A 24,369-nucleotide genomic window follows, 5' to 3' on the forward strand; every position below is an offset into this window, starting at 1 on the left:
TCGTACCCTTTCCTGGCCCGCTTCTACGTGCGATAATGGCACTCTCTAAAATGATACTGTGCTTCTCATAATCCGATAGCAGCCGACCATGCCGGACTGTCCGAGGAACTGGAGTGCACGGGGATGACTGAAGCCGTCGCGGCACGGTATGCCGGCACCCGGGTCCAGCGGGTGGAAGACACCCGGTTGCTCACCGGCCGCGGCACCTTCGTCGACGACATCTCGCGACCGGGCATGCTGCACGCCTGTTTCGTGCGCAGCCCGTTCGCGCGGGCCCGCATCAACGGCATCGACGCGTCGGGCGCGCTGGCGCTGCCCGGGGTGCGGGCGGTGTTTACCGCCGCCGACCTCAACCCCGACGTGCACGAGGCCTGGCACGCCGTCGCGGGCAAGGACGTTCCCGACACCCCGCGCCCGCCGTTGGCCGAAGGTGAGGCGAAGTTCGTCGGCGACCCGGTCGCGCTGGTGGTCGCTGACAGCCGGTATATCGCCGAGGACGCAATCGAATTGGTCGAGGTCGACTACGAGCCGCTGACGGCTATCGCCGACTTCACGCGGGCGGAGGGCGCCGAGGTGGTGGTCCACGAGGCCTACCCCGACAACGTCGCCGGCGGCATGTCCGGCGCGCCGCCCGACGAAGAGACCTTCGCGGCCGCCGCTTGTGTCGTCTCGGAGCGCATCTCGCAGCAGATCTACCTGCCGGTACCCATTGAGACGCGCGGCATCGTGGTCGAATGGTCTTCCGCGGCAGACGAACTCACCATCTGGGCGTCCACCCAGACTCCGCACGAGCTGCGCGCCTTCGCGGCGCGGCTGCTGGGGATCCCGGCCCAGCGGGTGCGGGTAATCATGCGCGACACCGGCGGCGGCTTCGGTCAGAAAGTCGTCCCGATGCGCGAAGACATGTGCATCATGCTGGCCGCGCGCAAAGTGCCCGCGGCGCTGAAGTGGATCGAGGACCGCCGCGAAAACCTGATGTCGGCCGGGCAGGCCCGCCACATCGACGGCACCGCCCGAATGGCTTTCGACGACGACGGCACCATCCTGGCCGCCGACATCAACTTCACCCAGGATGTGGGCGCCTATCCGACGCCCTACCCGGTGTTGACCACGGCCGCCATCGGCATGTTTTTTCCCGGCCCGTATCGCGTTCCCAAAGCCAGCTTCTCCTACAGGACGGTATTTTCGAACACCGCCGGCCTGGCGGCCTACCGGGGCCCGTGGCAATTCGAGTCGCTGGCCCGCGAGGTGGTGCTCGATATCGCCGCCCGCAAGCTCGGTATCGACCCGGTGGAGCTGCGCCGCAAGAACCTGCTGCGCCGCGACGAGATGCCCTACCTCAACCCCAACGGGATGCCCTATGACCATGTCGCGCCGAGCGAGACCTTCGAGCAGGCCGTGAAAATCCTTGACCACGAAGGCTTCCGGAAAGAACAGCGCGAAGCCCTGGCGCACGGCCGTTACCTCGGCCTTGGCTTCGCCGCCTACATCGAGCCGACCGGCGCGGCGACCGGGCACCTGGCCACCGAGGGCGCCACCATCCGCATGACCCCGACCGGAAAGATCAACGTCTACGTCAACGGTGGGTCGACGGGCAACAGCATCGAAACCACCGTCGTGCAGTTGACCGCCGACGCGCTGGGCGCCGACATCGACGACGTCGCCACCATCCAGGGCGACACCGCGGTCACCCCGTACGGCGCGGGAACCCAGGGCAGCCGCAGCGGCCCGATGACCGCGGGGGCCGTCAACGAAGCCGGAACCATCCTGCGAAGTCAGATCGTGGCGATCGCCGCCCACTATCTTGGTGTGACGGAATCCGATGTGGAGCTGGCGAATTCGCGTGCGGTTGCCCGCGACGACCCGGCCAAGAGCGTCAGCTTCGCCGACCTCGCCTATCGCGCGTACTACGAACCGCAGCAGCTGCCGCCGGGCATGTCGGCGTCGCTGGAGGCCACCGCGCGCTTCACCTCGCAGGCGCCGATCCACTGGGCCAACGCCACCCACGCCTGCACCTGCGAGGTCGACGTGGAAACCGGGCAGGTCAAGCTGCTGCGCTACATCGTCAGCGAAGACGTCGGCCCGATGATCAACCCCAACGTCGTCGAGGGCCAGATCGCCGGCGGCACAGTGCAAGGCATCGGCGGCGCGCTGCTGGAAAACATGGTCTACGACGACGACGGCAACCCGCTGGCCAGCACGTTCGTCGACTACCTGCTGCCGACGGCCACCGAGGTGCCGCCCATCGAATTCGGCCACGTCGAGATTCCCGGGCCGGGGGTCGGTGGCTACAAGGGCGTCGGCGAGGGGGGTGCGATCGGTTCGGCGCCCGCGGTGATCAACGCGATCAACGATGCCCTGGCGCCGCTGGGTGTGACGCTCACCGCGCTGCCGGCCAGCCCGGCGGCGATCGTCAACCTGATCGAACAGGGAACCAAAGGTGGAATTTAACAACGAGTTTCGCGTCGCGGTGCCGGCGGCCAAGACGTGGGAGGTGCTCACCGACGTCGAGCGGGTCGCCCCATGTCTGCCCGGCGCCACGGTGCTGAGCGTCGACGGCGACGAGTTCACCGGCACCGTCAAGGTGAAGGTCGGGCCGATCACGGTGTCCTATCAAGGCGTGGCGTGCTTCCAGGAGAAGGACGCGGCCGCCCGGCGGCTGGTGCTCAAGGCCACCGGCAAGGAGACCCGCGGCAGCGGCAGCGCCGCGGCGCTGGTCACCGCGCAGCTCAAGGACGAGGGCGAGGCCAGCAGGGTGCTCATCAGCACCGACCTGACCATTTCGGGCAAGGCCGCACAATTCGGTCGCGGCGTGCTGGCCGACGTCGCCACCAACCTCGTCGGGCAATTCGCCAAGCGGCTCGAAGCCGAGCTGCTAGGCGACAGCTCAGGCCAGCACAAGCACGAAACCATTTCTGCAGCAAAGCTTTCCACGTCAGCTGAACAAGAGTCGGTGGATCTGGTGAAGGTGGTCGCGCTGCCGCTGGCCAAACGGGCGGCACCGGTGGTCGCCGGCATCGCCGCCGGGACGGCGATCGGCTTCCTGCTGGGCCGCCGCCGGGCACACAAACGACCGGCCGCGGTGCTGGCCGACGAGCTGCGGGCCGCGCTGTCGCAGCTGCTGTCATGAAGGCCGCCCCGTTCGCCTATCACCGCGTCGAGTCGGTCAAGCAGGCCGTGGACCTTCTCGACGAGTACGGCGATGAGGCGAAGATCCTGGCCGGCGGCCAGAGCCTCGTGCCGATGCTGGCAATGCGCCTGACCCACTTTGAGAACCTGGTCGACATTTCGCGCGTTGACGAACTCATCGGCATCGACCGGTTCGGCGACGAGGTGCGCGTCAATGCGGCCACCCCGCACGCGTTCGTCGAAATGGATGACGAGGTCGCCGACGGCGTTCCGCTGCTCACCCGAGCCACACCGCTGATCGGGCACTTCCAGATCCGCAACCGGGGAACGCTCGGCGGCGCGATCGCGCACGCCGATCCCGCCGCGGAGTACGGCGCCGTCGCGCTCGCACTCGGTGCGCGCATGGAGGCGGCGTCGTCGGCGGGCTCACGCGAAATCGCCGCCGACGACTTCTTCACCGGGCTTTGGGAAAACTCGCTGCGGCCCAACGAAATACTGACGGCCGTAACGTTTCCCGTATGGGGCGGGCGGTCCGGATTTGCCATCGAGGAGCTCGCGCGCCGGCACGGCGACTTTGCGATCGCCGGCGCCGCCGTGGCGGTCCAGCTCGACGGCGACGACCGGGTGAGCCGCTGTGGGGTGGGGCTGCTGGGGCTCGGCTCGACCCCGCGGCGCGCGTTGCCCGTCGAACAGGTGGTCGTGGGCCAGCGGGTCGACGACATCACGGCGGCCGACATCGGTCACCTCGCGCTCAGCGGTCTCGACGACATCCCCGCCGACCTGCAGGGCTCGGCCCGCTACCGCGCCAGGGTCGGCGCCACCATGGTGGCGCGCGCCTGGGCCTCGGCCACCGCGCAGGCAAAGGAGCAACCGCGATGAATGAGCTACCGGTCCGGCTGTCGGTCAACGGACGCAGTATCGAAGCGGCCGTCGAACCGCGGGTAACGCTGGCCGACTTTCTGCGTGAAACCTGCGGGCTGACCGGCACTCACCTGGGTTGCGAACACGGGGCGTGCGGGGCCTGCACCGTGCTGCTGGACGGCCGGGCGGTGCGGTCGTGTCTGATCTTCGCGGTCCAGGTCGACGGCCAGGAGGTGACCACCGTCGAAGGCATCGCCGGTGCCCACGGTGAACTCTCACCGGTGCAGGTAGCGCTGCGCGAGTGCCACGGTCTGCAATGTGGTTTTTGCACACCGGGTTTCGTCACCTCGATCACCGCGCTTTTGCGCGACAACCCCCATCCCACCGACCAGGAGATACGCGAAGGCCTGTCCGGAAATTTCTGCCGCTGCACCGGGTATCAGGGCATCATTAACGCCGTGCACCGGGCCGCCGAACTGATGTCGGGCGCGTCCGCTCGCTCGTGACCAGACGCAAAAGCCCCCTTTTTGCTATGGAATTGGGTGAGTTTGCGTCTGCTCGCCGTAGCTGGTGCACGATGAGGCCATGACCACGGGGCTGCACACAGTCGTCGACGAAATCGCCGACGGCATTTTCCGGCTTTCCACCTGGGTACCCGGCATCACCGAGCACGGGTTCACGTTCAACCAATTCCTACTGACCGGTGAGCAGCCGTTTCTGTTCCACTGCGGCATGCGGCAACTCTTTCCGCTGGTGTCCGAAGCGATCGGCAAGGTGATCCCGCTGGAGCGGCTGCGCTGGATTTCGTTCGCCCATGTCGAGGCCGACGAGTGCGGCGCGGTCAACCTGCTGCTCGACGCCGCGCCGAATGCCGAGGTCATCCACGGGCCACTGGCATGCATGGTGTCGCTGAACGATTTGTGTGACCGCCCGCCCGTCGTCGCTTCGGAAAACGCGCCGCACGACATCGGCGGGCACCGACTGCGCTTCATCCCCACCCCGCACGTGCCGCACAACTGGGAAAGCGCACTCTGGTTTGACGAAACCACCTCCACACTGCTGGCCGGGGATCTGCTCACCCACACCGGTCAATGTCCCGCTCTGACTGAATCAGATTGCGTCGCACCAGCTTTGGCAGCCGAAGCGGTATTCCATGCCACCGCGTTGAGCACCAACCTGGGGCCCATGCTCGAGCAGCTGGCGCAAATGCAGCCCACCACGTTGGCGCTGATGCACGGGGCCTCCATCGCCGGCGACGGCGCCGCGCAACTGCGCGGTCTGGCCCGCGGCTATGCGGCCATGGCGGGCTGACCTCGGCGCGTCACTGCCGTCACTTGCGTCACTTCCTGCGTAAGCTGGGCACTCGTAGCGCGGGCAGGGGAACACCAATGGGGATGTCACCAACCAAACGTTGCGTCGCGGCCGGGGTGGCTGCTGGCCGGCGTCCTGCTGGTCGCCGGATGCAGTTCGACGGTCGACGGCAGGCCCGTCGCGTCGCCCGGGGCGGGAGCAAGCGAGCCGTCCTCCGCCCGACCGAGCCGCCCGCCCGCACCCGAAGCCCCACCGCGCCCAACGCCGCCCGCGCAAGCACCGGCAGGCGCCATCCCTCTACCGCCGGACGACAACGGCTATGTGTTCATCGAGACGAAATCCGGCAAGACCCGCTGCCAGATCGATGCCGACAGTGTGGGTTGTGAGGCCCCGTTCACCAACTCGCCGATGACCGAAGGCGAGCACGCCAACGGCGTCAACGTCACCGCCGGCGGCGCCGTGCAGTGGGTGCTGGGCAACCTGGGCGCGATCCCCGCCGTCACCATCGACTACCGCACCTACACCGCGCAGGGCTGGACGATCACCGCCAGCGTCGACGGAACCCGGTTCACCAACGACCGCACCGGGCATGGCATGTTCGTCAGCATCGACAACGTCGAAACATTCTGAGCTGCCCGTACCCTTAAGCGTCGTGGACTTTCGGGTATTCGTCGAACCTCAGCAAGGTGCCAGCTACACCGACCAGCTTGTCGTCGCCCGGACCGCGGAAGCGTTGGGCTACTCGGGGTTTTTCCGGTCCGATCACTACGTGGCGATGAGCGGCGACGGGATGCCCGGGCCCACCGATTCCTGGGTGACGCTCGGTGCCCTCGCCCGGGAAACCTCGTCGATCCGGCTGGGCACACTGGTCACGTCGGCGACATTTCGCCACCCCGGGCCGCTGGCCGTGTCGATCGCGCAGGTCGACGCGATGAGCGGCGGCCGGGTGGAGGTCGGCATCGGCACCGGATGGTTCGAACGCGAACACCAGGCCTACGGAATCCCGTTCCCGCCACCAAGTGAGCGGTTCGCCCGGCTGACCGAACAACTGGAAATCGTCACCGGACTGTGGAACACGCCGCCGAGCCAGACATTCGACTACGCCGGAACCCATTACGCACTGTGTGACTGTCCGGCGCTGCCCAAACCGGTGCAGCGCCCGCATCCGCCGATCATCATCGGCGGGCTCGGCACCCGGCGCACGCCGGCGCTGGCCGCAACCTTCGCCGACGAGTTCAACGTGCCATTCGCAAGGCTGGACACCGTGGCGGCCCAGTACCAGCGGGTGGCCGACGCGGTCGACTCGGTCGGCCGTTCCCCGGACTCGATGACGTATTCCGCGGCGTTTGTGCTCTGCGCCGGGCGGGACGACGCCGAGCTCACCCGCCGGGCGGCGGCCATCGGCCGCGAGCTTGCCGAGATGCGCTCCAACTCCCCGCTGGTGGGCACGCCGGCCGAAATTGTCGAGCGCCTTGGCCCGTTCGCCGCCGCCGGTGTGGAGCGGGTGTACCTGCAACTGCTGGACCTGGCTGACCTGGACCACCTGGAGCTGTTCGCCGCCGAGGTGATACGGCAGCTCTGACGAGCCCGGCGTCGGCGCAGCCCCACGTGGTTGCGCGCCGTCAGTACGATCGAACCCGTGGCACGTGACGCCGGCCCCGACGACCCCAGCAACCGGCCCACCGAACTGGCACAGTACGGCGCGGGCGGGCAATGGCCGCCTGGCTCGGATCGTTTCGGTACCGCCGGCCAGCCAGGCATCACCGAACAACTGGAAGCCCAGTCCGCGCCTACTCCGTGGTATCGCAAGCGAGCGGTGCTGGCCGGCTGGGGTGCCCTGGTTTTGCTGCTGATCGCGCTGATCGTGTATGGCCTGATCGAGCTGGCCACCGGTGGTGGCGGCGGTGGCGTTCCGTCTACCACCTCGTCGACCACGACCACCACCACCACCACGACCACACCGACCACCAGCAGCACCACCACCTCCAGCAGCGAATCGAGCGCGCCGCCGCCCGCCGGTGGCGCCACTGAGCCGCCGCAGCAGGTGCCGCAACCGTCGGGCCAGCAGCCTCCACGGCGGCCGCACCTGCCCGAGCAGATCCCGCGGCTGCCGCTGCCGTCGGTGATCACGATCCCGCAGGTGCCGACCGTCATAACGCTGCCGCCTCACCTCGGGCGTTAACGGAGGTTCGCGACACCGTGGTGTTTTCGGCGTGTGAAGGATCGCCGTCGAAGACCAGCACAACCACCACCGGGTCGATCACCACGGCTACCCCAGACGCCGCTTCCACCCGCGGCGCCGCAATACCGGACCGAACCCCGACGACGGACCGGGCCACCGCCCAGCGGCACAAGTTAGGGCAGCCTTTGTCGCGGCAAAGCCCGCGAAGATGTCACTATGGGCAGGCCGAGCAGCACCTCAGCAGCGGCAGCAGCCAAGTTACCAGTTAGTAACATCGGCTTAGTTACCGCTCAGTAACGCCGGAATTGGAGAAACGCTCCGTGGATACGCAGACGCTGATCAGACTCGTAGTGGGCCTAGGCATGACGGCGATCGTGGGATTGTTCGCCGCCAGGCGCGCCAGCTGGCTGGTGAAGCTGACGCTCTCCGGGCAACCGGCCACCGGGCGCACCGACCGGCTCGGCACCCGCATCTGGACCGAGCTCTCCGAAGTGTTCGGGCAGCGTCGGCTGCTGAAATGGTCGATCCCGGGCCTGGCCCACTTCTTCACGATGTGGGGCTTTTTTATTCTGCTGACGGTCTACATCGAGGCCTACGGGCTGCTGTTTCAGCCGAACTTCCACATCCCGATCATCGGCCGGTGGGACGTCCTGGGCTTCCTGCAGGACTTCTTCGCGACGGCGGTATTCGTCGGCATCTCCACATTCGCGGTCATCCGCATCCTGCGCAGCCCGCGTGAGATCGGCCGGACATCACGGTTTTACGGCTCCCACACCGGGGGCGCCTGGCTGATCCTGTTCATGATCTTCAACGTGATCTGGACCTACGTGCTGGTTCGCGGTTCGGCGGTCAACAACGCGACGCTGCCCTACGGCAAGGCGGCGTTCCTGTCGCAACTGTTCGGCGTGATCCTCAAACCGCTCGGCCACACCGGCAACGAAGTCCTGGAAACGGTCGCCCTGCTGCTGCACATCGGCGTCATGCTGGCGTTCCTGATCATCGTGCTGCACTCCAAACACCTGCACATCTTCCTGGCGCCGATCAACGTCATCTTCAAGCGGCTGCCCAACGGGCTGGGCCCGCTGCTGCCCATCGAGGCCGACGGCAAGCCGATCGACTTCGAAAATCCGCCCGAGGACGCCACATTCGGCCGCGGCAAGATCGAGGACTTCACCTGGAAGGGCATGCTCGACTTCGCCACCTGCACCGAATGCGGCCGCTGCCAGTCGCAATGCCCCGCCTGGAACACCGGCAAGCCGCTGAACCCCAAGCTGCTCATCATGGACCTGCGTGACCACTGGATGGCCAAGGCGCCCTACATCCTCGGCCAAAAGGAGGCCGACGTCGTGGGCGGCTACATCGAGTCCGGTCGCGGCGAGGGCCACCATGTACCCGAGTCCGGGTTTGGCCGGGTGCCCGGTTCGGGGCCCGAGCAGGCCAACCGGCCACTGGTCGGCACCGCCGAACAGGGCGGGGTGATTGACCCCGACGTGCTGTGGTCGTGTGTGACCTGCGGTGCCTGCGTCGAACAGTGCCCGGTGGACATCGAGCACGTCGACCACATCGTCGACCTGCGCCGCTACCAGGTGATGATGGAGTCGGAGTTTCCCGCTGAGCTCTCGGTGCTGTTCAAAAACCTTGAGACCAAAGCCAATCCGTGGGGCCAAAACGCCTCCGACCGCACCAACTGGATCGACGAGGTCGACTTCGACGTGCCGGTGTACGGCCAAGACGTCGACAGCTTTGACGGGTTCGAGTACCTGTTCTGGGTCGGCTGTGCGGGGGCTTACGACGACAAGGCCAAGAAGACCACCAAGGCGGTCGCCGAGCTGCTGGCCACCGCCGGCGTCAAGTTCCTGGTGCTGGGTACCGGCGAGACCTGCAACGGCGACTCCGCGCGGCGTTCCGGCAACGAGTTCCTGTTCCAGCAGCTGGCCGCCCAAGCCGTCGGGACGCTCGATGGGGTGTTCGAGGGTGTGGAGACCGTCGACCGCAAGATCGTGGTCACCTGCCCGCACTGCTTCAACACCCTGGGCCGCGAATACCGCCAACTGGGCGCCAACTACACCGTGCTGCACCACACTCAGCTGCTCAACCGGCTGGTCCGGGACAAGAAGCTGGTCCCGGTCAAGCCGGTCGACGGCGACGGCAGCAAACCGTCGATCACCTACCACGACCCGTGTTATCTGGGCCGGCACAACAAGGTTTACGAAGCGCCGCGTGAGCTGATCGGCGCCTCCGGCGCGACGCTGACCGAGATGCCGCGGCACGCCGACCGCAGCTTCTGCTGCGGCGCCGGCGGCGCACGGATGTGGATGGAAGAACACATCGGCAAGCGGATCAACCACGAGCGCGTCGACGAGGCGCTGGCCACCGGGGCCACCACGGTCGCCACCGCGTGCCCGTTCTGCCGGGTGATGGTCAGCGACGGTGTCGACGACCGCGCCGAAGCGGCCGGCCGTGAGGACGTCGACGTGCGCGACGTGGCCAACCTGCTACTGGAATCGATCGACCGCAGCGCGGTGACGCTGCCGGCCAAGGGCACGGCCGCCAAGCAGGCCGCCCAGGCCGCTCCCAAGGCCGCGGCCGCACCGTCCGCACCGTCCGCACCGGCCAAGGCGACCGCCGAGGCGCCGGCTGAAACTGCTGCGCCCACACAGCAAAAACCCGCCAAAGCCGTCACCGGCCTGGGCATCGCCGGAGGCGCCAAGCGGCCCGGGGCCAAAAAAGCTGCTGCCTCAACACAACCCGCGACTGCCCCGCAACGAGAAGCCAAAACCGAAGCAGCAGAAGCTAAGCCGGCACCAGCGCCGGCCAAGGGCCTGGGAATCGCTGCCGGCGTCAAGCGACCCGGCGCGAAAAAGGCCCCGGCTCAAGGTGCTCCGCCTGAGCAGAAACCGGAAACCGAATCGGGGGTTTCCGGCCAGGACGGTGAGCAGGAATCTCAGACGCCGCCCGTGAAAGGCTTGGGCATTGCCCGCGGTGCTCGTCCACCGGGTAAACGCTGAAGTCAGCAAATTTCGGTGGACAGGGGTGGCACTATGGTTGACGTGACTACGCATCAGCTGCCCTGGCATACCAGTGCCCATCACCACCGGCAGCGCACGTTCGCGCAGTCGTCCAAGCTGCAGGATGTTCTCTACGAGATCCGCGGCCCGGTGCATGCTCACGCCGCGCGGCTGGAGGCCGAAGGGCATCGCATCCTTAAACTCAACATCGGCAATCCGGCGCCGTTCGGTTTCGAGGCGCCGGATGTGATCATGCGCGATATGATCCAGGCACTGCCTTACGCGCAGGGATACTCGGACTCCAAGGGCATCCTGCCGGCACGCCGTGCGGTGGTTACCCGTTATGAACTCGTCGACGGCTTCCCGCAATTGGACGTCGACGACGTCTACCTGGGCAACGGGGTTTCCGAGCTGATCACCATGACGCTGCAGGCCTTGCTGGACAACGGCGATCAGGTACTGATCCCGGCGCCCGACTATCCCCTGTGGACCGCGTCGACGTCGTTGGCCGGCGGCACACCCGTGCATTACCTGTGCGATGAAACCCAAGGCTGGCAGCCCGACATCGCCGACCTGGAGTCAAAGATCACCGAGCGCACCAAAGCGCTGGTGGTCATCAACCCGAACAACCCGACCGGCGCCGTGTACAGCCGCGAAATCCTCACCCAGATGGCAGATTTGGCGCGCCAGCACCAGCTGTTGCTGCTCGCCGACGAGATCTACGACAAGATCCTCTACGACGACGCCAAGCACATCAGCATGGCCTCGGTGGCACCCGACCTGCTGTGCTTGACCTTCAACGGACTGTCCAAGGCCTACCGGGTGGCCGGATACCGGGCCGGCTGGCTGGTGATCACCGGCCCCAAAGACCACGCCAGCAGCTTCATCGAAGGCATCAGCTTGTTGGCCAACATGCGGCTGTGCCCGAATGTCCCTGCCCAGCACGGGATTCAGGTGGCCCTGGGCGGTCACCAGAGCATCGAGGATCTGGTGTTGCCCGGTGGCCGGCTGCGCGAGCAGCGTGACGTCGCATGGAGCAAACTCAACGAGATCCCGGGAGTGTCCTGCGTCAAACCGGCCGGTGCGCTGTACACTTTTCCTCGTCTTGATCCCGAGGTGTATGAGATCGAAGACGACGAGCAGCTCGTCCTCGATCTACTGCTGCAAGAGAAGATACTCGTCACCCAGGGCACTGGATTCAATTGGCCCGCACCTGATCACCTGCGCATCGTGACATTGCCGTGGTCGCGCGATCTGGCGAACGCGATCGAGCGTCTGGGTAACTTCCTGGCCAGCTACCGCCAGTAACGCGCGGCCATTCAGCCCGGGCAGTACACGCTGATCGCGGTGTCGGCGAAGGCCGCGGCGGTGTCCACCGACATGCCCGGCGATCCGTCGACAATGTCTTGCACGATCTGTTGTTCGGTTTCGCCGCGCTCCAAGCGAGAGCAGACACGATGCGCATCGTTGATCGTGACGTCGCGAGCCGCCGATAGTTGAAGCCCCTGCGCGGTCAGCAGGAACAAAAATCGACCGTCCCTGTCGAGCGTTCCGGTCGATGGTGCGGGTGGCGCGGATCGGGCCTGGGCATCTGGCGCACCGTCGATTGGCGCGAAACGCTGGTGTTTCCAGGAGAAAACCAGGACTCCGGCAACAGCGACGACCGCGACCACGACCCCGATGACCACGGCCGATCCGCGGATCGGTGGCGGGGGCTGTGTTGTTGCCATCGTCAAGGCCGGAGGCCGCGCGAAGTCAGCGACGTTCCAGCAGCTCCAACAGGTAGCGGCCATAGCCGGACTTGAGCAGGGTTTGGGCGCGCCGGGCCAGCTGCTCGTCGTCGATGAAGCCCATCCGCCACGCCACTTCCTCGGGGATGCTGATTTTGAGGCCCTGCCGACGTTCGATCGTGCGGACGTAGTCGCTGGCGTCCAGCAGCGAGTCGAAAGTCCCGGTGTCTAGCCAGGCGGTGCCGCGGGCAAGGACTTCGACGGTGAGCCGTCCCTGGTTCAGGTAAATCTGGTTGACCTCGGTGATCTCGTACTCGCCGCGCGCCGATTTCTCCAGCCCCCGGGCGATTTCGATCACATCGTTGTCGTAGAAGTACAGGCCCGGCACCGCATAGTTCGACTTGGGTGTGGCCGGTTTCTCCTCGATCGACAGCGCGATGCCGTCCTCACCGAATTCGACGACGCCATACGCTGACGGGTTGGCCACCCAGTAGGCGAAAATTGCTCCGCCATCGATTGTTTGGAAGCGGCGCAGGCTGGTGCCCAAACCGGGGCCGTAGAAGATGTTGTCGCCCAACGCCAATGCCACTGTATCGGTGCCGATGTGGTGGGCGCCGATAACGAACGCCTGCGCCAGGCCCTCAGGCTCGTCCTGGAATGCGTAGCTGATGTTGATGCCGAACACGGCACCGTCGCCCAGCACGTGGTGAAATGCGGGCGCATCGTGGGGAGCGGTGATCACCAGGATGTCACGGATACCGGCCATCATCAGGGTGGACAGCGGATAGTAGACCAGCGGCTTGTCGTACACCGGCAGCAATTGCTTGCTCACACCCATGGTGATCGGGTACAACCGCGTCCCCGAACCGCCAGCCAGGATGATTCCGCGCATCAATAACTCCTCAGTCGACCAGGTCGGCTTCGGTGAGTTCGGTGGCCGCCAACGCCGACGCCAGATCGTTGTGGCGGAACACCGAAGTGACGTGATCGTGGACGACCCGGAATGCCGACGCGGCAGTCCCGGTGGCGCCGGGGTTGTCCGGGATGCTGATCTTTTGCTCGACGACCACGACACCGTCGCGGACGTACATGCGGCCCGGTTCCGCGGTGGTTTTGGTGGCGGCCGCCCACTTGCGCAACGCCTCGTGTCCCTGCCCGGCACCGTGGGCGTCGCCGATTTCGATGTCCTTGCTGGACAACGCCACCAGCGTATCGAGGTCGCCGGTGTTGAGCGCGTCGTGCCAGGCCAAAACGGTGGCGATCTCCGATGTGGTCATGATGTGCAAGGTACCGCCGCTGCCCCTAAAAAGGCGTGCGGTCCAGCCAGTTCTGCCAGACGCTGGTGTCGCCGAACACCGCGATGTCGGTGTCGGCGGTCTGAACCCGGCGCGTCATCGCCAGCATCAGATCGGTGGCGCTGCCGCGCAACGCGACCGTGCCCTTGCCGTGCTCGTGCGACCAGGTGATCCGGTCGTCAGCAGCGTGGACGGTCCATTCGCCGGACACGCCCAGGCCGGGGTCGGTGGCGTGCAGGTGCATGGTGGTACCCGGGTCGAGGGGTAGCGGTGCGCCGTCGGGGTCGGCCTGGCCGGCGACCCGTTCCAGCCATTCGCTGATCGCGTCGGCCGCCAGCTCGGGTTGCAGCGTGTACTCGATACCGAGCGCGAACGCGGCGTCGGCGCGGTGCACCGCCGTCTCGTGCAGCCTCCGCCGGATCCACCAGTACGCCGGGCGCTGTCCGATGAAGGTCCAGACCGGCGTGTCGAGTCCCGCCTGTTCGACGGCATCGATCAGGCGCTGCGCGCCGTCATACAGCCAGGAGATCGCCTCGTCGGGGTCCGCGGGAGGTTTGCCGCCTTCGACGGCGCGGGGGTCGAGAAAGTGGTCGACGCGGTCGGTGATGATCTGCGCCGCCCACCGGTCGCCGCGGCCGACGTGACGAAACAGCTCCTTGAAGGTCCAGCCGGGGCAGGTCGGCACCGGGGTGGTCGGGTCGCCCCTGCGGATGACGTCGCCGAAGGCTCGGTTTTGCTCGAGGAATGCCGCCGCGTAGTCCACGCGGTTAGGCTACGCGCCGCCCCAAACAGTGCACTCGCCAACCGGCGCGCAGCCACCGGCGCACATCGAGGCAGTTGCGGCCGTCGACGATGACCTTGGCGCGCACCCGGTCGGCAAGATCGTCGGGGTCGAGCTCGACGAACTCCTGCCATTCGGTGAGCACCAATACCGCGTCCGCGCGTTCGCAGGCTTCCGTCACCGAAACCGCGTAGTTCAGGGTGGGAAAAAGCCGCTGGGCGTTTTCGAGGGCTTTGGGGTCGTAGACGTTGACCGCAGCTCCGTTGAGTTGCAGCTGGCCGGCGACGTTGAGCGCCGGCGAGTCGCGCACGTCGTCGGATTCGGGTTTGAACGCCGCGCCCAGAACGGCGATGTTGGCGCCCAGCAGCGAACCCCCACAGGCGATGCTCGCCAGCTCGACCATCCGGGTGCGGCGCCGCATGTTGATGTTGTCGACCTCGCGCAGGAAGGTCAGCGCCTGGTCGGCGCCCAGCTCGCCGGCGCGCGCCATGAATGCGCGGATGTCCTTGGGCAGGCAGCCACCGCCGAAACCCAAGCCCGCGTTGAGGCATTGGCGTCCGATTCGCGGGTCGTGTCCGAGCGCGTCGGCCAATACCCGGACGTCGGCGCCGGCGGCCTCGCATACCTCGGAGATCGCGTTGATGAACGAGATTTTGGTTGCCAGAAAGGCGTTCGCGGAAACCTTGACTAACTCCGCTGTCTGCAAGTCCGTCACGATAAATGGCACGCCCGCTTGCAGCAGTGGTCGGTACAGCTCGCGAACAGCCTCTTCGGCGTGTCGCGAATCCTGCTGCACCCCGAGAACAATACGGTCCGGTCGCAGCGTGTCCCGCACCGCAAAACCCTCGCGCAGAAATTCTGGGTTCCAGGCCACTTCGACGTCGACTCCTGGCGGGGCGATATCCCGGGCCCGTTGGCCGAGTTCGGCGGCCGTCCCGACCGGCACCGTTGATTTGCCGACGATGACCGCGGCCCGGGTCAGCCGGGGTACGAGCGCGTCGATGACCGCATGCACGTGGCGCAGGTCGGCACCGTATTCGCCCTTCTTCTGGGGCGTACCGACACCGAGAAAGTGCACATCGGCGAAGTCGGCGGCCATGTCATAGTCGGTGGTGAACCGCAGTCGGCCCGCGGCGAGGTTGTCGGCCATCATCTTTCGCAGGCCAGGTTCGTAGAACGGGATGTCGCCGTCGGCCAGCTTGGCGACCTTACCGGGATCGATGTCGACGCCGACGACGTCGTGGCCAAGTTCCGCCATCCCGGCGGCATGGGTCGCGCCCAGATAGCCCGTACCGATGACGGTGCATCTCATACCGCCCTATGTAGGCGGCCGCGATGAGCTGACTGCATCGTGGTGTTGAGCGGGAAACGAACGACAGATGACAGTTAGCTGCGTGTCGGGTGTTAGAACCCGATACCCAGCTTGAGGCCGGGTACCGGGAGCGGAACCTGGATGCCGGGGCCCGGGCCGACGCCGCCGTGACCGCGTCCGCGGCCGTGCCCCCAACCGCCGCCGCCGTGGTCATCACCCCAGGGTTGGATCGGCGGGCCCGGTAGCGGGGGCGCGAGCAGCTGCGGCAGCGGCGGTAGCGCTGGGGGCGGTGGTGGCGGTGCAGGGGCTGGCGCGGGCGCGGGCACCGGAGCGGGCACGGGCGGGGCGGGCGCTGGGGCTGGAGCGGGGGCCGGAGCGGGCGCGGGGGCCGGTGCGGGCGCGGGGGCCGGTGCGGGCGGCGCGGAGGCCGGTGCGGGCGCGGGTGCTGGGGCCGGGGCGGGCGGTGCGGGCATCTGGGCTTTCGGCGCCGGCGGAGCCACGGCCTGCTCGGTTGGGACAACCGCGTGCTGACCCACGTCCGGCCGCTGGTTGACATGCGGGCGGATGCTGAGCGCCAGCGAAAGCACAAGCGCGACAACACCAACCACGAAAATCGTCAACACGCCCATGGCCACCAGGAATGGCTTGCGGCTAGGCTGCTCCGTCGCCTCGGCAGCCAAGCCAGGGTCCTCTCCGGCCGCCAGGGTGTAGGCATCAGCCTCCTCATCGGGAATCGCGCTATACGCCAAGCCCTGTTCAGCCGGTGCAGCCGCGACAGTCACATAACCCGGGGACACCGCATACGGGTCAACCGCACCGGTGCCGGGATCTTGTGCGTAGGCCAGCGCGGCTGTCGACGAGGCGAACAGCGGCGCATTCGCCGACGCCAGCGCCGCCCCCCTTGCTAACGCCGTCTCCGGCTCTTCCGGCACACTCACCGGAAGCGATGTCGCCGCCTCCAGCACCGGCTTGACCATCGGAATGTCAACACCAGACCCGACGACAAACACACCGCCTGGCCGCCCATCCAAATCCTTTGCGCCAGCGATCATTTCGGCAAGCTTCGCCACGGCTTCGTCGTCGTCTTCCGGAAGTTTCTCGCGATGGACGTCAGCGACCGACCCGTCGGCGGTATCGACCACGGCCAGCGTCGCGGTGTCCGGCTCGACGTATAGCAAGGCAGTCTGGTCGTAGCCGGTGGCGTTGCCCACCGCCTGAGCCAGCGCAGCGGCGGCCAGAAACGCCGACACCAACATGACGTTTTCAACTTTGCGGGTCGCCAACGCATCGCGCAGCGCGGCCGCCTGGGCTTGGTCACTCCACGTCACGCCGATCGAGCGCAACTGATAACCGGCCTCGGCCGCACCCTCGCGGGTGCCCAATATCGCCGACACGACCTGATCCGATGCCCGCACCGTCGGCAGCTCACCGTTGACAGAGATCTCGAATTGCTCTTCGTCAACGGTCGCGCCGTCGGCGTTCTCACCTTCCACCAGCACCATGCGCACCGTCGTCGGCGCCATCGACACGCCCAGTACGGTGTCCACTACCCCTCCGAAGTCTTTGCTACCTGCCCTGCGCCCGGAGCCCGGCGGCACGCCGCGTGGGCTGCCAACCACAACGTTCGTCACCGCAAATAGGCTGCGGCATCACCGATTCCAGGTTAGCTCCGTTCGGGGGCGAGGACGGTCGGCCCGGCGCTCGGCCCAGCACTTCGACGCTAGCAAGACCCCAAGCGCCGCCCCGTCGGTGACTTACCGACCGTGACCGTGGCCGCCGCCGAAGCCCCCACCGAAGCCGCCACCGAAGCCGCCGCCATGGCCGCCGCCGAGGCCCGGAATCCCGAAGCCGCCGTGACCCCAACCGCCGCCGCCGTGGTCGCCGCCGCGGGGTGCAATCGGCGGCCCTGGAACGGGAGGAGCAATGATCTGTGGAATCAGGGGCGGCAGGATGGGCGGTGGCACCGGAGCCGGTAGAACTGGAGCCGGCGCCGGCGCGGGTATCCGAACGGGTGCTGGCGCCGGGGCGGGAGCGGGAACAGGCGCGGCAGCAGGAACCGGTGCCGGGGCCGCGGCGGGTGCGGGTGCCGGCGCGGGAGCGGGGGCAGGCGGGGCCGGCACCGCGGCTTGTGGCGGTGGTGCCGGCCTTGGTGCGACGACGTTATGACCCAGGCTCGGCCGCTGGGCGACGTGCGGGCGGATGGCGACCGCCAGCGAAAGTACCAGCGCCACAACCCCGACCACGAAGATCGTCAACACGCTCATAGCGGCCAGGAACGGCTGGCGGCTGGGCCGCTCCGCACCCTGGACCCCGAAGTCGGGGAACATGCCGGTGGCGAAGTTTTCCTCGTCAGCCGCCGCGGCGTACGGGCTGGCATTGTCGTCGGCGGCGACCGTGAAAGCCTCGGCGTCGTCGTCGGGGACCGCGCTGTAGGCCAAGGCCTCATTACTGTCCGCGCCGCCGGCCACCTCCGCGGCGGCCACATAGCCGGGGATGACCGTGTAGGGATTCACCGCGCCGGTGCCCGGATCTTGGGCGTAGGCAAGCGCGGCCGTCGACGACGCGAACAGCGGGGCATTCGCCGACGCCAGCGCCGCCCCCCTTGCTAACGCCGTCTCCGGCTCCTCTGGCGCGATTAACGGCAGGGCGGTGGCCGCCTCCAGCGCCGGTTTGATCAGCGGGATGTCGACGCCCGAGCCGACGACGAACACGCCCTCCGGACGCGCCTCGAGATTCCCGGCGCCCGAGACCATTTCGACCAGCTTGGCGACCGCTTCGTCGTCGTCGTCAGGCAGTTGCTCACGACGCACGTCGGCGATCGATCCGTCAGCGGTGTTCACCACGGCCAGCGTTGCGCTGTCGGGTTCGACGTACAACAGGGCGGTGTGCTCGTAGTTGGTGGCGCTCCCCACCGTCTGCGCCAGCGCCGCGGCGGCCAAGAACGCCGACACCAGCATGACGTTCTCGATCTTGCGGGCGACCAGCATGTCCCGCAGTGCGTTGGCCTGGAGCGGGTCTGTCCAGGTCACACCGGTTGAACGCAGCTGATAACCGGCCTCGGCCGCACCCTCGCGGGTGCCCAGGATCGCAGAGACAACCTGGTCGGGTCCCGTCGACGGCGCCGACTCGTCGTCGCTAGAAAGGTCGAAGTTCTCCTCGTCGACGGTCAAGCCGTCGGCGTTTTCGCCTTCGACTAACACCATGCGGACCGTGGTGGGTGCCATCGACACGCCAAGTACGGTGTCCACTTCCCCTCCAGTCGCGTTGCCCACCTCGCCGGTCCGACGCACCCGCTCTTCGCTTACGTCACGACGGGAGCGGGTATGGACGGCTTCCCCCGGTGTCTCGAGTCTACTGTCGGGTGCGGCATGGACGCTCGTCGCGGCGAGGGCCGTCGGTGCTGAAGTTCTGGTAGTAGCGCGACGGTGTCGGCCCGCGCTGACCTTGATATTTGGAGCCAACCCCAGCGCTGCCGTATGGGTGCTCGGCGCGGCTGGTCAGGCGCAGGATGCACAGCTGACCGATCTTCATGCCCGGCCACAGCGTAATCGGCAGGTTGGCGACGTTGGACAGCTCCAAGGTGATGTGACCGCTAAAGCCGGGGTCGATGAAGCCCGCCGTCGAGTGGGTCAGCAGGCCCAGCCGGCCCAACGACGATTTGCCCTCCAACCGGCCCGCGAGGTCGTCCGGCAACGTGCACAGCTCCAGTGTCGAGCCCAGCACAAACTCCCCCGGATGCAGGACGAACGGCTCGCCCTCGGCCGGTTCCACGAGACTGGTCAGCTCGTCTTGCCGCTGGGCCGGGTCGATATGGGTGTAGCGGGTGTTGTTGAACACCCGAAACAGGCTGTCAAGACGCACATCCACGCTGGACGGCTGCACCAGGGCATCGTCGAACGGGTCGATGATCAGGCGACCAGCCTGGATTTCGGCCCTAAGATCGCGATCGGAGAGCAGCACCCGACGAGCGTATCCGTTGAAAGCGCGCCGTTGATGTGCGACGCGGCCGCGGATGCTAGCCTTCCGAAGCGACCGCGCCGATGTAGTTCAATGGCAGAACATCAGCTTCCCAAGCTGAGAACGCGGGTTCGATTCCCGTCATCGGCTCCACATTGACCAGGGCGTTTGTCCATCTGAGTTCTCGGCGAGCGGCACGCGGTCCCCTATCGGTCCCTTACGATGACGCGCCCGACGCATACACTGCGGCGATGGCATCCCCGCTGGAGCCGAGCTACACCGAGCTGTCGAACCAGGCCACAGCACACGGCCTTGGCCATCCCGCCGTGAGCGAAGCGCTCATTGACTGCATCGCCCAATCGCTCGAACTGTTGGCTGACACAGCTCGGTCCCCGCTCGTCTCCAACGTGCCGGGCAAGGAGTACTTCGCCTTCACCAAAACCACTCCGAAGGTACGTACATCACGCGGAATCAACGAGGACCTGTTTCTCGACAACATCGACGAGGTCCTCAGAACCGTCACCAAGATCATCAACGGCGAGGTTCCGGCCGATCCCATCGAGCTTCACGAAGCTCTGTACACAGCGGCTATCTCATACCCGGCTGGAACCGACGTCACGAAAGACGGCGACAAGAAGTCGCCCGGCACGTTCTTGGAGAACTTCGTAGGCCATCTGGTCGCAACGACATTCGGCGTCGCCCCGACGAAGTCAGTTGTGGCGCCAACGTTGGACATCGAAGTGTCGCTGCCTACTGACTTTGTATTCGACCTTGGCCCAACCAAGAGCCGAATACACCTGCCGATCAAGACGTCCACGCGTGAGCGGGTCATTCAGGTCTGGGCGCACCAGCGTGTTCTTGACGGCATGCACGGCGTGAATCGCTTTCGAGGACTCCTGGTCGTACTTGCCGAAACAAACCGGCAAACGAGAACGAACTCGATTGCCGAAGTGTGCCTTCCGAAGCAGTGGATGGCTTACCAGATGTACATCGCACAGCTTCATCGCGTGTACTATTTCGACGTGCCAGAGAAGTACCGGGCACTGCGCGACCAGTACCCGTTCCTTGAAGTCAAACCGTTCGCGGACTTCTTCTACGAGGCAGACGAAATCGTGCGCCCCAACCTCGCCGTATCGAGCTCAGTCGAGGCGGCCGGGCCACCGCCGTCGTTTGTCGGCCTTCCAGAAAACGAGGAAGTATGAGTGGTTCTTCCGCGCATGCCGTTGCCTCATCATCCGACTTAGCCCGGGCCGATGCGGCCGTGTCACCACAAAGAGATCCTCTGTCTGGAAGCCGTAACCCTCGTATTCGTTGATGATTTCAACGTGGGTCAGCCGTTGCCTGTTGGCACAAACTTCGTCTTGGCACTTAACAATGAATATTCCGCCGTCCTTCAGGACGCGTGAGGCTTCCTTACCCGCTGCAAAGTAGAGGTCTAACACCGCTTCGTGGTACTTACTTCCGCCGGTATTCGCGGTGGCGTTGTTCCGGTAATACGTCTCAAAATTCTGGTGCCCGACATGGGCGCCTTGACCAGGCGTGTGCATATACGGCGGGTCCAAAACCACCGCGTCGATCGAACCGTCCTCGTATGGAAGTTTCCGGCAGTCAACACCCTCCGCGAGGTCGGTCGCGAGGAGGTTGATGTCGTCCCGCTTGACTTTTTTCCAGAACGCTCCCGAGCCGTATGTCACGTCCGCGACCGTCGCGCCCGTACTGACGTACAGGTCGAGAATCTGATGGAACAGGTCGGCGTTGACTCCAAGATGCGACGAAAGAACTAGATCGTTTGTTGCTTTCCCTTGCTGCTGCTTGCGGCTGCCCCGAACGTGTCCTGGGGCGGGCTTCTCACTAGCTGCCATTGCTCCCTCTCCACTCTTCCAAGACTCGCCGTTAAGGATCACACCCTAAGTCCTCCGCTGTTCGGAGGCTCATGCTCGGCGAGTTGCGTTGATTCAATCGAGTCTATTCGTACATGTGTTCGATTTGAGAGTTATCCACAGGCTGATCAGCCGTGTAGCGGTATCACGTTGGCGCCGTACTCGGGCGTTGCCGCCGGGGCGGTGAGTGCACCGAGCGCGGCCATGTTGCCGGTGTGGTCGTCCGTGTTGATTAGGTGCGCGTAGACGGTCAGCGTCGTCTTGACGTCCCGATGCCCCATGAGCTCCGCGATGTCGATGGGTCGGATGCCCGCCGCGAGGCACAAGCTGGCGTACGTGTGGCGCAGGCTGTGGAACAACTGGGCCGGGTCCAGCTTCGCGGTCGGCGTAAGCCTGTTGGCGCGCAACACCGCCGGTCGGTAGACCGCTTTGTAGAACGTCGCGTGGCGTAGCGGCGAGGTCCAGTCGAGCACCAACCGCTTCTCGGCGTCCTCCACCGACAATTCTGCCAAGGCTTCGGCCTGCCGCCGCGCGCGGGCCTTGGCGGTGGTGCTCGGCGGTGCAGCTTCCACACCCGTAGTGACCGCTCCTGTGTTGGCGGGTGTCGCCCGTACTCCGGTAGGCCGGAGCCGTGTCAGCGACATACCGGGCCATAGCGGGGCGTCGGCTTCGTCGCCGCGTGGGTGCTGGGCGAGGTAGTCGCGCAGCAGCGCCGTCGTTTCGGCGGTCAACGGCACGCGGCGGTAGCTCTGCTTAGTCTTGAGCGGGCCGTACTCGATGGCCGCACCCTTCGCCCGCGCGGCCTGCTCGACCCGCAGCGCGCCGGGTTTAGCCGGGGCGTTCGGGTTCAATGGCGGGTTCGGGAGTTCGACGTTGGCTATGGTGAGGCCGCCGAGTTCCGCCGCGCGCAACCCCGTCCACGCCGCGACATGAACCAGCACGTTGTACGGCCAGGGCGTCGCGTCCACGAGCGCGGAGACCTGTGCGGGAGTGAGGAACATGGCCCGGTCCACGACTACCCCGACCTGACCGCCGTTGGTGCCTGTCTCGGTGGGCAACTTGATGTGCTCGGCGGGGCTCTTCGCCAGCCGGCCATCCACCACCGCCTGCTCCAACACCATGCGGACCGTCCAGAACGCGTGCCGCACTGTAGACGGCTTCTTGCCCGCGTCGGTGAGCCGGTTCACCCACGCCTGGATGTACTCGCGAGTGATCTTGTTTAGCGGGTAGCCGCCGAACACCGCGTCAATGCCGAGCACCTTGCCGTCGCCGCGCCGGGCTGTGGCCGGGGCGAGCGCGTAGCGGTGGTTCTCGGCATTGTTGCGGGTGTCGGCCTTGCGGGACTCCAACCAGATCGCCGCCGCGTCGCGGAACAGCATCTTGCCCTTGCCGGGGTCGAAGTCCATGCCCGCCAACAACTCGGCATCGGCCTTGGCGGCGAACGCCTTCGCGTCCTTGCGGGTGCGGAACCCGCCCTTTGTGCGCTGAGCACCATCCGGTGTATACCACCGAACGACGAATGTTGTTGTCCCACTGCTGCGGACGCGCTTTTGAATACTTGCCATCAGCTTGCGTCCATTCCTGTTGCGGCGGTGGCGCTCGCATAGATGCGCCGCACAGTCGAGGTCTGCCAGGTGGGCAGGCCAGCTGGGCTCAAGATGCCCTCGGCTGCCAAGGTGGTCGCGATCTTGGCGAAGCTGAGGCCGGTGTTGCGGTCCATGACGATTCGCCGCACGACGCCCGGTGTTGCCTGCCTGGGCCGGCCAAGGCGCTCGCCGCGTGCCCGCTTCGCCGCGAGACCGGCCTTTGTGCGCTCGCTGATCAGCTCGCGCTCATACTGTGCGAAGTTGACCAGGTTCATGGCCACCATGCGGCCCGCTGCCGTCGTCAGGTCAACGCCGAGGTCCAGCACCACCAGCGACCAGCCTTGGGCGTGCGCGGCTTCGATTATGTTGGCCGCGTTGACAATCGACCGCGACAATCTGTCTAGCTTGGCGACCACTAGCCCGTCGCCCTGCCCGCTAGCCAACAACTGCAACACTTCTCGTAGTTGCGGGCCAATCACCTTGCCGCTGACACCAGCGTCCGTGTAATGCTCCACGGCCCAACCTCGGCGCTCGGCTTCGGCGTCAATGGTTGCGCGCTGCGCTTGGAGGCCATTGCGCTTCTCGGCTTGCTCCTCAGTGCTGACCCGGCAGTAGCCGAACATAAGCGTGCCCTGTGGATTTCGTGCCGCGCTCACGCTTCTGGCTCCAGGCCCGCGTCAGGGAAAGCCACGGCCTCCACCAGGTGGTCTAGCCGAATGTTGTTGCGCGTCTGACGGTCCGCGAACACGTTGGTGACAACGCCCACCGCACCGATCAGCGGCGTTCCGGTCCAGTCGATTGCGTCGGGGTGTGCCGCGTCAGTGATTGGTTCGCGGCCCTCATCGGTCACCGAGACCACGCGTACGCGGTCGCCGGGTTTGAATCTGCTCACTTCGTTTCCTCTCGTCGGGGCGGAAACGACCGTCACCGCCTTACGCCCCGAACGCTACGCCATTGGGTGAACAGTCGTTCACTCATCGCCTACGCCTGCGCTTACCCTGGTTAAGCGCACCCGCGCGGCGGTTCGCCCGCGCTACATCGGCCAGGGCGTCCTCCGCTGTCGTCAGGGCGCGCTTCGGCGGCTCCGTAGGCTCTGCGAACGCGGGTCGCAGTGGCGCGGGCCGCTCGGCGGCCGGCAACGGCGTAGCGGGCCGCTCGGCCTGTGGTTCGGTGCCCGCTAGCTCGGGCTGGAACGCCGGTGCCGCCGTTTTGGGCGGAATTGGTGGCCCTGCTGGGCGCTTGGCAGCGCGGCGGATTGGCTTGCCCGCGCGCTGGCCCACGGCCTTCGCCAGCCGCTTATCGGCGGGCGACACCCTCGGGTCAGGTGCTATACCGCG

Annotated in this window: 23 protein-coding genes and 1 tRNA gene; 12 read left to right on the top strand and 12 right to left on the bottom strand. The window is 66.4% G+C overall.

The window, feature by feature from the left end; translation table 11 throughout:
* Positions 1 to 123: 123 nt before the first annotated feature.
* The 10 genes from MHEC_RS21985 (at position 124) to MHEC_RS22030 (ending at position 11,799) form a co-directional block, all read left to right on the top strand.
* A complete protein-coding gene (locus MHEC_RS21985; protein WP_048889419.1) occupies positions 124 to 2,451 on the top strand; it encodes a xanthine dehydrogenase family protein molybdopterin-binding subunit in 2,328 nt (775 codons plus the stop codon).
* Entirely contained in the window at positions 2,441 to 3,130 is a 690-nt protein-coding gene (locus MHEC_RS21990; protein ID WP_048889418.1) for an SRPBCC family protein, read from the top strand. Before MHEC_RS21985 ends, MHEC_RS21990 begins: the two co-directional genes overlap by 11 nt.
* Entirely contained in the window at positions 3,127 to 4,008 is an 882-nt protein-coding gene (locus tag MHEC_RS21995) for an FAD binding domain-containing protein (RefSeq protein WP_048889417.1), read from the top strand. Before MHEC_RS21990 ends, MHEC_RS21995 begins: the two co-directional genes overlap by 4 nt.
* Entirely contained in the window at positions 4,005 to 4,496 is a 492-nt protein-coding gene (locus MHEC_RS22000; protein WP_048889416.1) for a (2Fe-2S)-binding protein, read from the top strand. The genes MHEC_RS21995 and MHEC_RS22000 overlap by 4 nt, the downstream gene beginning before the upstream one ends.
* A 91-nt stretch (positions 4,497 to 4,587) precedes the next feature.
* Complete coding sequence (locus tag MHEC_RS22005; protein WP_048889648.1) at positions 4,588 to 5,301, top strand: oxygen-binding di-iron domain-containing protein; 714 nt, start codon at positions 4,588 to 4,590, stop codon at positions 5,299 to 5,301.
* Positions 5,302 to 5,421: 120 nt separating this feature from the next.
* The gene (locus MHEC_RS22010; protein WP_201399660.1) at positions 5,422 to 5,931 is read left to right on the top strand and encodes a hypothetical protein; all 510 of its coding nucleotides are present in this window, start codon (positions 5,422 to 5,424) and stop codon (positions 5,929 to 5,931) included.
* Between the two features lie 22 nt (positions 5,932 to 5,953).
* Entirely contained in the window at positions 5,954 to 6,883 is a 930-nt protein-coding gene (locus MHEC_RS22015) for an LLM class F420-dependent oxidoreductase (RefSeq protein ID WP_048889414.1), read from the top strand.
* A gap of 57 nt (positions 6,884 to 6,940) precedes the next feature.
* Complete coding sequence (locus tag MHEC_RS22020) at positions 6,941 to 7,483, top strand: hypothetical protein (protein ID WP_071700190.1); 543 nt, start codon at positions 6,941 to 6,943, stop codon at positions 7,481 to 7,483.
* A 362-nt stretch (positions 7,484 to 7,845) separates the two neighbouring features.
* Positions 7,846 to 10,491, top strand: coding sequence for a heterodisulfide reductase-related iron-sulfur binding cluster (locus MHEC_RS22025; RefSeq protein WP_275999899.1), 2,646 nt, complete (start codon positions 7,846 to 7,848; stop codon positions 10,489 to 10,491).
* Between the two features lie 15 nt (positions 10,492 to 10,506).
* Positions 10,507 to 11,799, top strand: a complete 1,293-nt coding sequence (locus MHEC_RS22030; protein ID WP_048889411.1) for a pyridoxal phosphate-dependent aminotransferase — start codon at positions 10,507 to 10,509, stop codon at positions 11,797 to 11,799.
* A gap of 11 nt (positions 11,800 to 11,810) precedes the next feature.
* Here the strand turns inward: MHEC_RS22030 and MHEC_RS22035 are convergent, their stop codons facing one another.
* The 8 genes from MHEC_RS22035 to dcd form a co-directional block, all read right to left on the bottom strand.
* Complete coding sequence (locus MHEC_RS22035) at positions 11,811 to 12,221, bottom strand: DUF732 domain-containing protein (protein ID WP_160315024.1); 411 nt, start codon at positions 12,219 to 12,221, stop codon at positions 11,811 to 11,813.
* A gap of 25 nt (positions 12,222 to 12,246) precedes the next feature.
* Positions 12,247 to 13,113 (bottom strand): glucose-1-phosphate thymidylyltransferase RfbA, encoded by an 867-nt coding sequence (rfbA, locus tag MHEC_RS22040; protein WP_048889409.1) that lies wholly within the window; start codon positions 13,111 to 13,113, stop codon positions 12,247 to 12,249.
* Positions 13,114 to 13,123: 10 nt separating this feature from the next.
* On the bottom strand, positions 13,124 to 13,498 hold the full coding sequence (locus MHEC_RS22045) for a nuclear transport factor 2 family protein (RefSeq protein WP_048889408.1): 375 nt from the start codon (positions 13,496 to 13,498) through the stop codon (positions 13,124 to 13,126).
* Between the two features lie 25 nt (positions 13,499 to 13,523).
* The gene (locus MHEC_RS22050) at positions 13,524 to 14,279 is read right to left on the bottom strand and encodes a maleylpyruvate isomerase family mycothiol-dependent enzyme (protein ID WP_048889407.1); all 756 of its coding nucleotides are present in this window, start codon (positions 14,277 to 14,279) and stop codon (positions 13,524 to 13,526) included.
* A 4-nt stretch (positions 14,280 to 14,283) separates the two neighbouring features.
* Positions 14,284 to 15,609, bottom strand: coding sequence for a UDP-glucose dehydrogenase family protein (locus MHEC_RS22055; RefSeq protein ID WP_048889406.1), 1,326 nt, complete (start codon positions 15,607 to 15,609; stop codon positions 14,284 to 14,286).
* Positions 15,610 to 15,701: 92 nt separating this feature from the next.
* The gene (locus MHEC_RS22060) at positions 15,702 to 17,156 is read right to left on the bottom strand and encodes a DUF7159 family protein (RefSeq protein WP_201399661.1); all 1,455 of its coding nucleotides are present in this window, start codon (positions 17,154 to 17,156) and stop codon (positions 15,702 to 15,704) included.
* A 207-nt stretch (positions 17,157 to 17,363) separates the two neighbouring features.
* Positions 17,364 to 18,857, bottom strand: coding sequence for a DUF7159 family protein (locus MHEC_RS22065; RefSeq protein ID WP_200902210.1), 1,494 nt, complete (start codon positions 18,855 to 18,857; stop codon positions 17,364 to 17,366).
* Positions 18,858 to 18,960: 103 nt separating this feature from the next.
* Entirely contained in the window at positions 18,961 to 19,569 is a 609-nt protein-coding gene (gene dcd, locus MHEC_RS22070) for a dCTP deaminase (RefSeq protein WP_048893139.1), read from the bottom strand.
* A 76-nt stretch (positions 19,570 to 19,645) separates the two neighbouring features.
* Between dcd and MHEC_RS22075 the strand changes: the two genes are divergently transcribed.
* Both MHEC_RS22075 and MHEC_RS22080 read left to right on the top strand, forming a co-directional pair.
* Positions 19,646 to 19,719, top strand: a tRNA-Gly gene (locus MHEC_RS22075).
* A 98-nt stretch (positions 19,720 to 19,817) separates the two neighbouring features.
* A complete protein-coding gene (locus tag MHEC_RS22080) occupies positions 19,818 to 20,768 on the top strand; it encodes a hypothetical protein (RefSeq protein WP_048893138.1) in 951 nt (316 codons plus the stop codon).
* Here MHEC_RS22080 and MHEC_RS22085 read toward each other — a convergent pair.
* The 4 genes from MHEC_RS22085 to MHEC_RS22100 all read right to left on the bottom strand — a co-directional run bounded on the left by MHEC_RS22085 (position 20,706) and on the right by MHEC_RS22100 (position 23,924).
* On the bottom strand, positions 20,706 to 21,428 hold the full coding sequence (locus MHEC_RS22085; RefSeq protein WP_071700527.1) for a DNA methyltransferase: 723 nt from the start codon (positions 21,426 to 21,428) through the stop codon (positions 20,706 to 20,708). The genes MHEC_RS22080 and MHEC_RS22085 overlap by 63 nt on opposite strands.
* 146 nt (positions 21,429 to 21,574) lie before the next feature.
* Complete coding sequence (locus MHEC_RS22090; RefSeq protein WP_048893137.1) at positions 21,575 to 23,011, bottom strand: tyrosine-type recombinase/integrase; 1,437 nt, start codon at positions 23,009 to 23,011, stop codon at positions 21,575 to 21,577.
* On the bottom strand, positions 23,011 to 23,655 hold the full coding sequence (locus MHEC_RS22095; protein WP_048893136.1) for a recombinase family protein: 645 nt from the start codon (positions 23,653 to 23,655) through the stop codon (positions 23,011 to 23,013). The genes MHEC_RS22090 and MHEC_RS22095 overlap by 1 nt, the downstream gene beginning before the upstream one ends.
* Before the next feature lie 29 nt (positions 23,656 to 23,684).
* Entirely contained in the window at positions 23,685 to 23,924 is a 240-nt protein-coding gene (locus MHEC_RS22100) for a hypothetical protein (RefSeq protein WP_048893135.1), read from the bottom strand.
* Between the last annotated feature and the right edge of the window lie 445 nt (positions 23,925 to 24,369).

Source organism: Mycobacterium heckeshornense, assembly GCF_016592155.1.
In the GTDB taxonomy this organism is placed as follows: Bacteria; Actinomycetota; Actinomycetes; order Mycobacteriales; family Mycobacteriaceae; genus Mycobacterium; species Mycobacterium heckeshornense.

What these genes read in the sequence shown, in the direction of transcription:
- MHEC_RS22000 (WP_048889416.1), top strand. Translation starts at nt 4,005, where the DNA reads ATGAATGAGCTACCGGTCCGGCTGTCGGTCAACGGACGCAGTATCGAA.
- MHEC_RS21985 (WP_048889419.1), top strand. Translation starts at nt 124, where the DNA reads ATGACTGAAGCCGTCGCGGCACGGTATGCCGGCACCCGGGTCCAGCGG.
- MHEC_RS22095 (WP_048893136.1), bottom strand. Translation starts at nt 23,655, where the DNA reads ATGTTCGGCTACTGCCGGGTCAGCACTGAGGAGCAAGCCGAGAAGCGC.
- MHEC_RS22085 (WP_071700527.1), bottom strand. Translation starts at nt 21,428, where the DNA reads ATGGCAGCTAGTGAGAAGCCCGCCCCAGGACACGTTCGGGGCAGCCGC.
- MHEC_RS22045 (WP_048889408.1), bottom strand. Translation starts at nt 13,498, where the DNA reads ATGACCACATCGGAGATCGCCACCGTTTTGGCCTGGCACGACGCGCTC.
- MHEC_RS22035 (WP_160315024.1), bottom strand. Translation starts at nt 12,221, where the DNA reads ATGGCAACAACACAGCCCCCGCCACCGATCCGCGGATCGGCCGTGGTC.
- MHEC_RS22025 (WP_275999899.1), top strand. Translation starts at nt 7,846, where the DNA reads ATGACGGCGATCGTGGGATTGTTCGCCGCCAGGCGCGCCAGCTGGCTG.
- MHEC_RS22080 (WP_048893138.1), top strand. Translation starts at nt 19,818, where the DNA reads ATGGCATCCCCGCTGGAGCCGAGCTACACCGAGCTGTCGAACCAGGCC.
- MHEC_RS22055 (WP_048889406.1), bottom strand. Translation starts at nt 15,609, where the DNA reads ATGAGATGCACCGTCATCGGTACGGGCTATCTGGGCGCGACCCATGCC.
- MHEC_RS21995 (WP_048889417.1), top strand. Translation starts at nt 3,127, where the DNA reads ATGAAGGCCGCCCCGTTCGCCTATCACCGCGTCGAGTCGGTCAAGCAG.
- MHEC_RS22090 (WP_048893137.1), bottom strand. Translation starts at nt 23,011, where the DNA reads ATGGCAAGTATTCAAAAGCGCGTCCGCAGCAGTGGGACAACAACATTC.
- rfbA (WP_048889409.1), bottom strand. Translation starts at nt 13,113, where the DNA reads ATGCGCGGAATCATCCTGGCTGGCGGTTCGGGGACGCGGTTGTACCCG.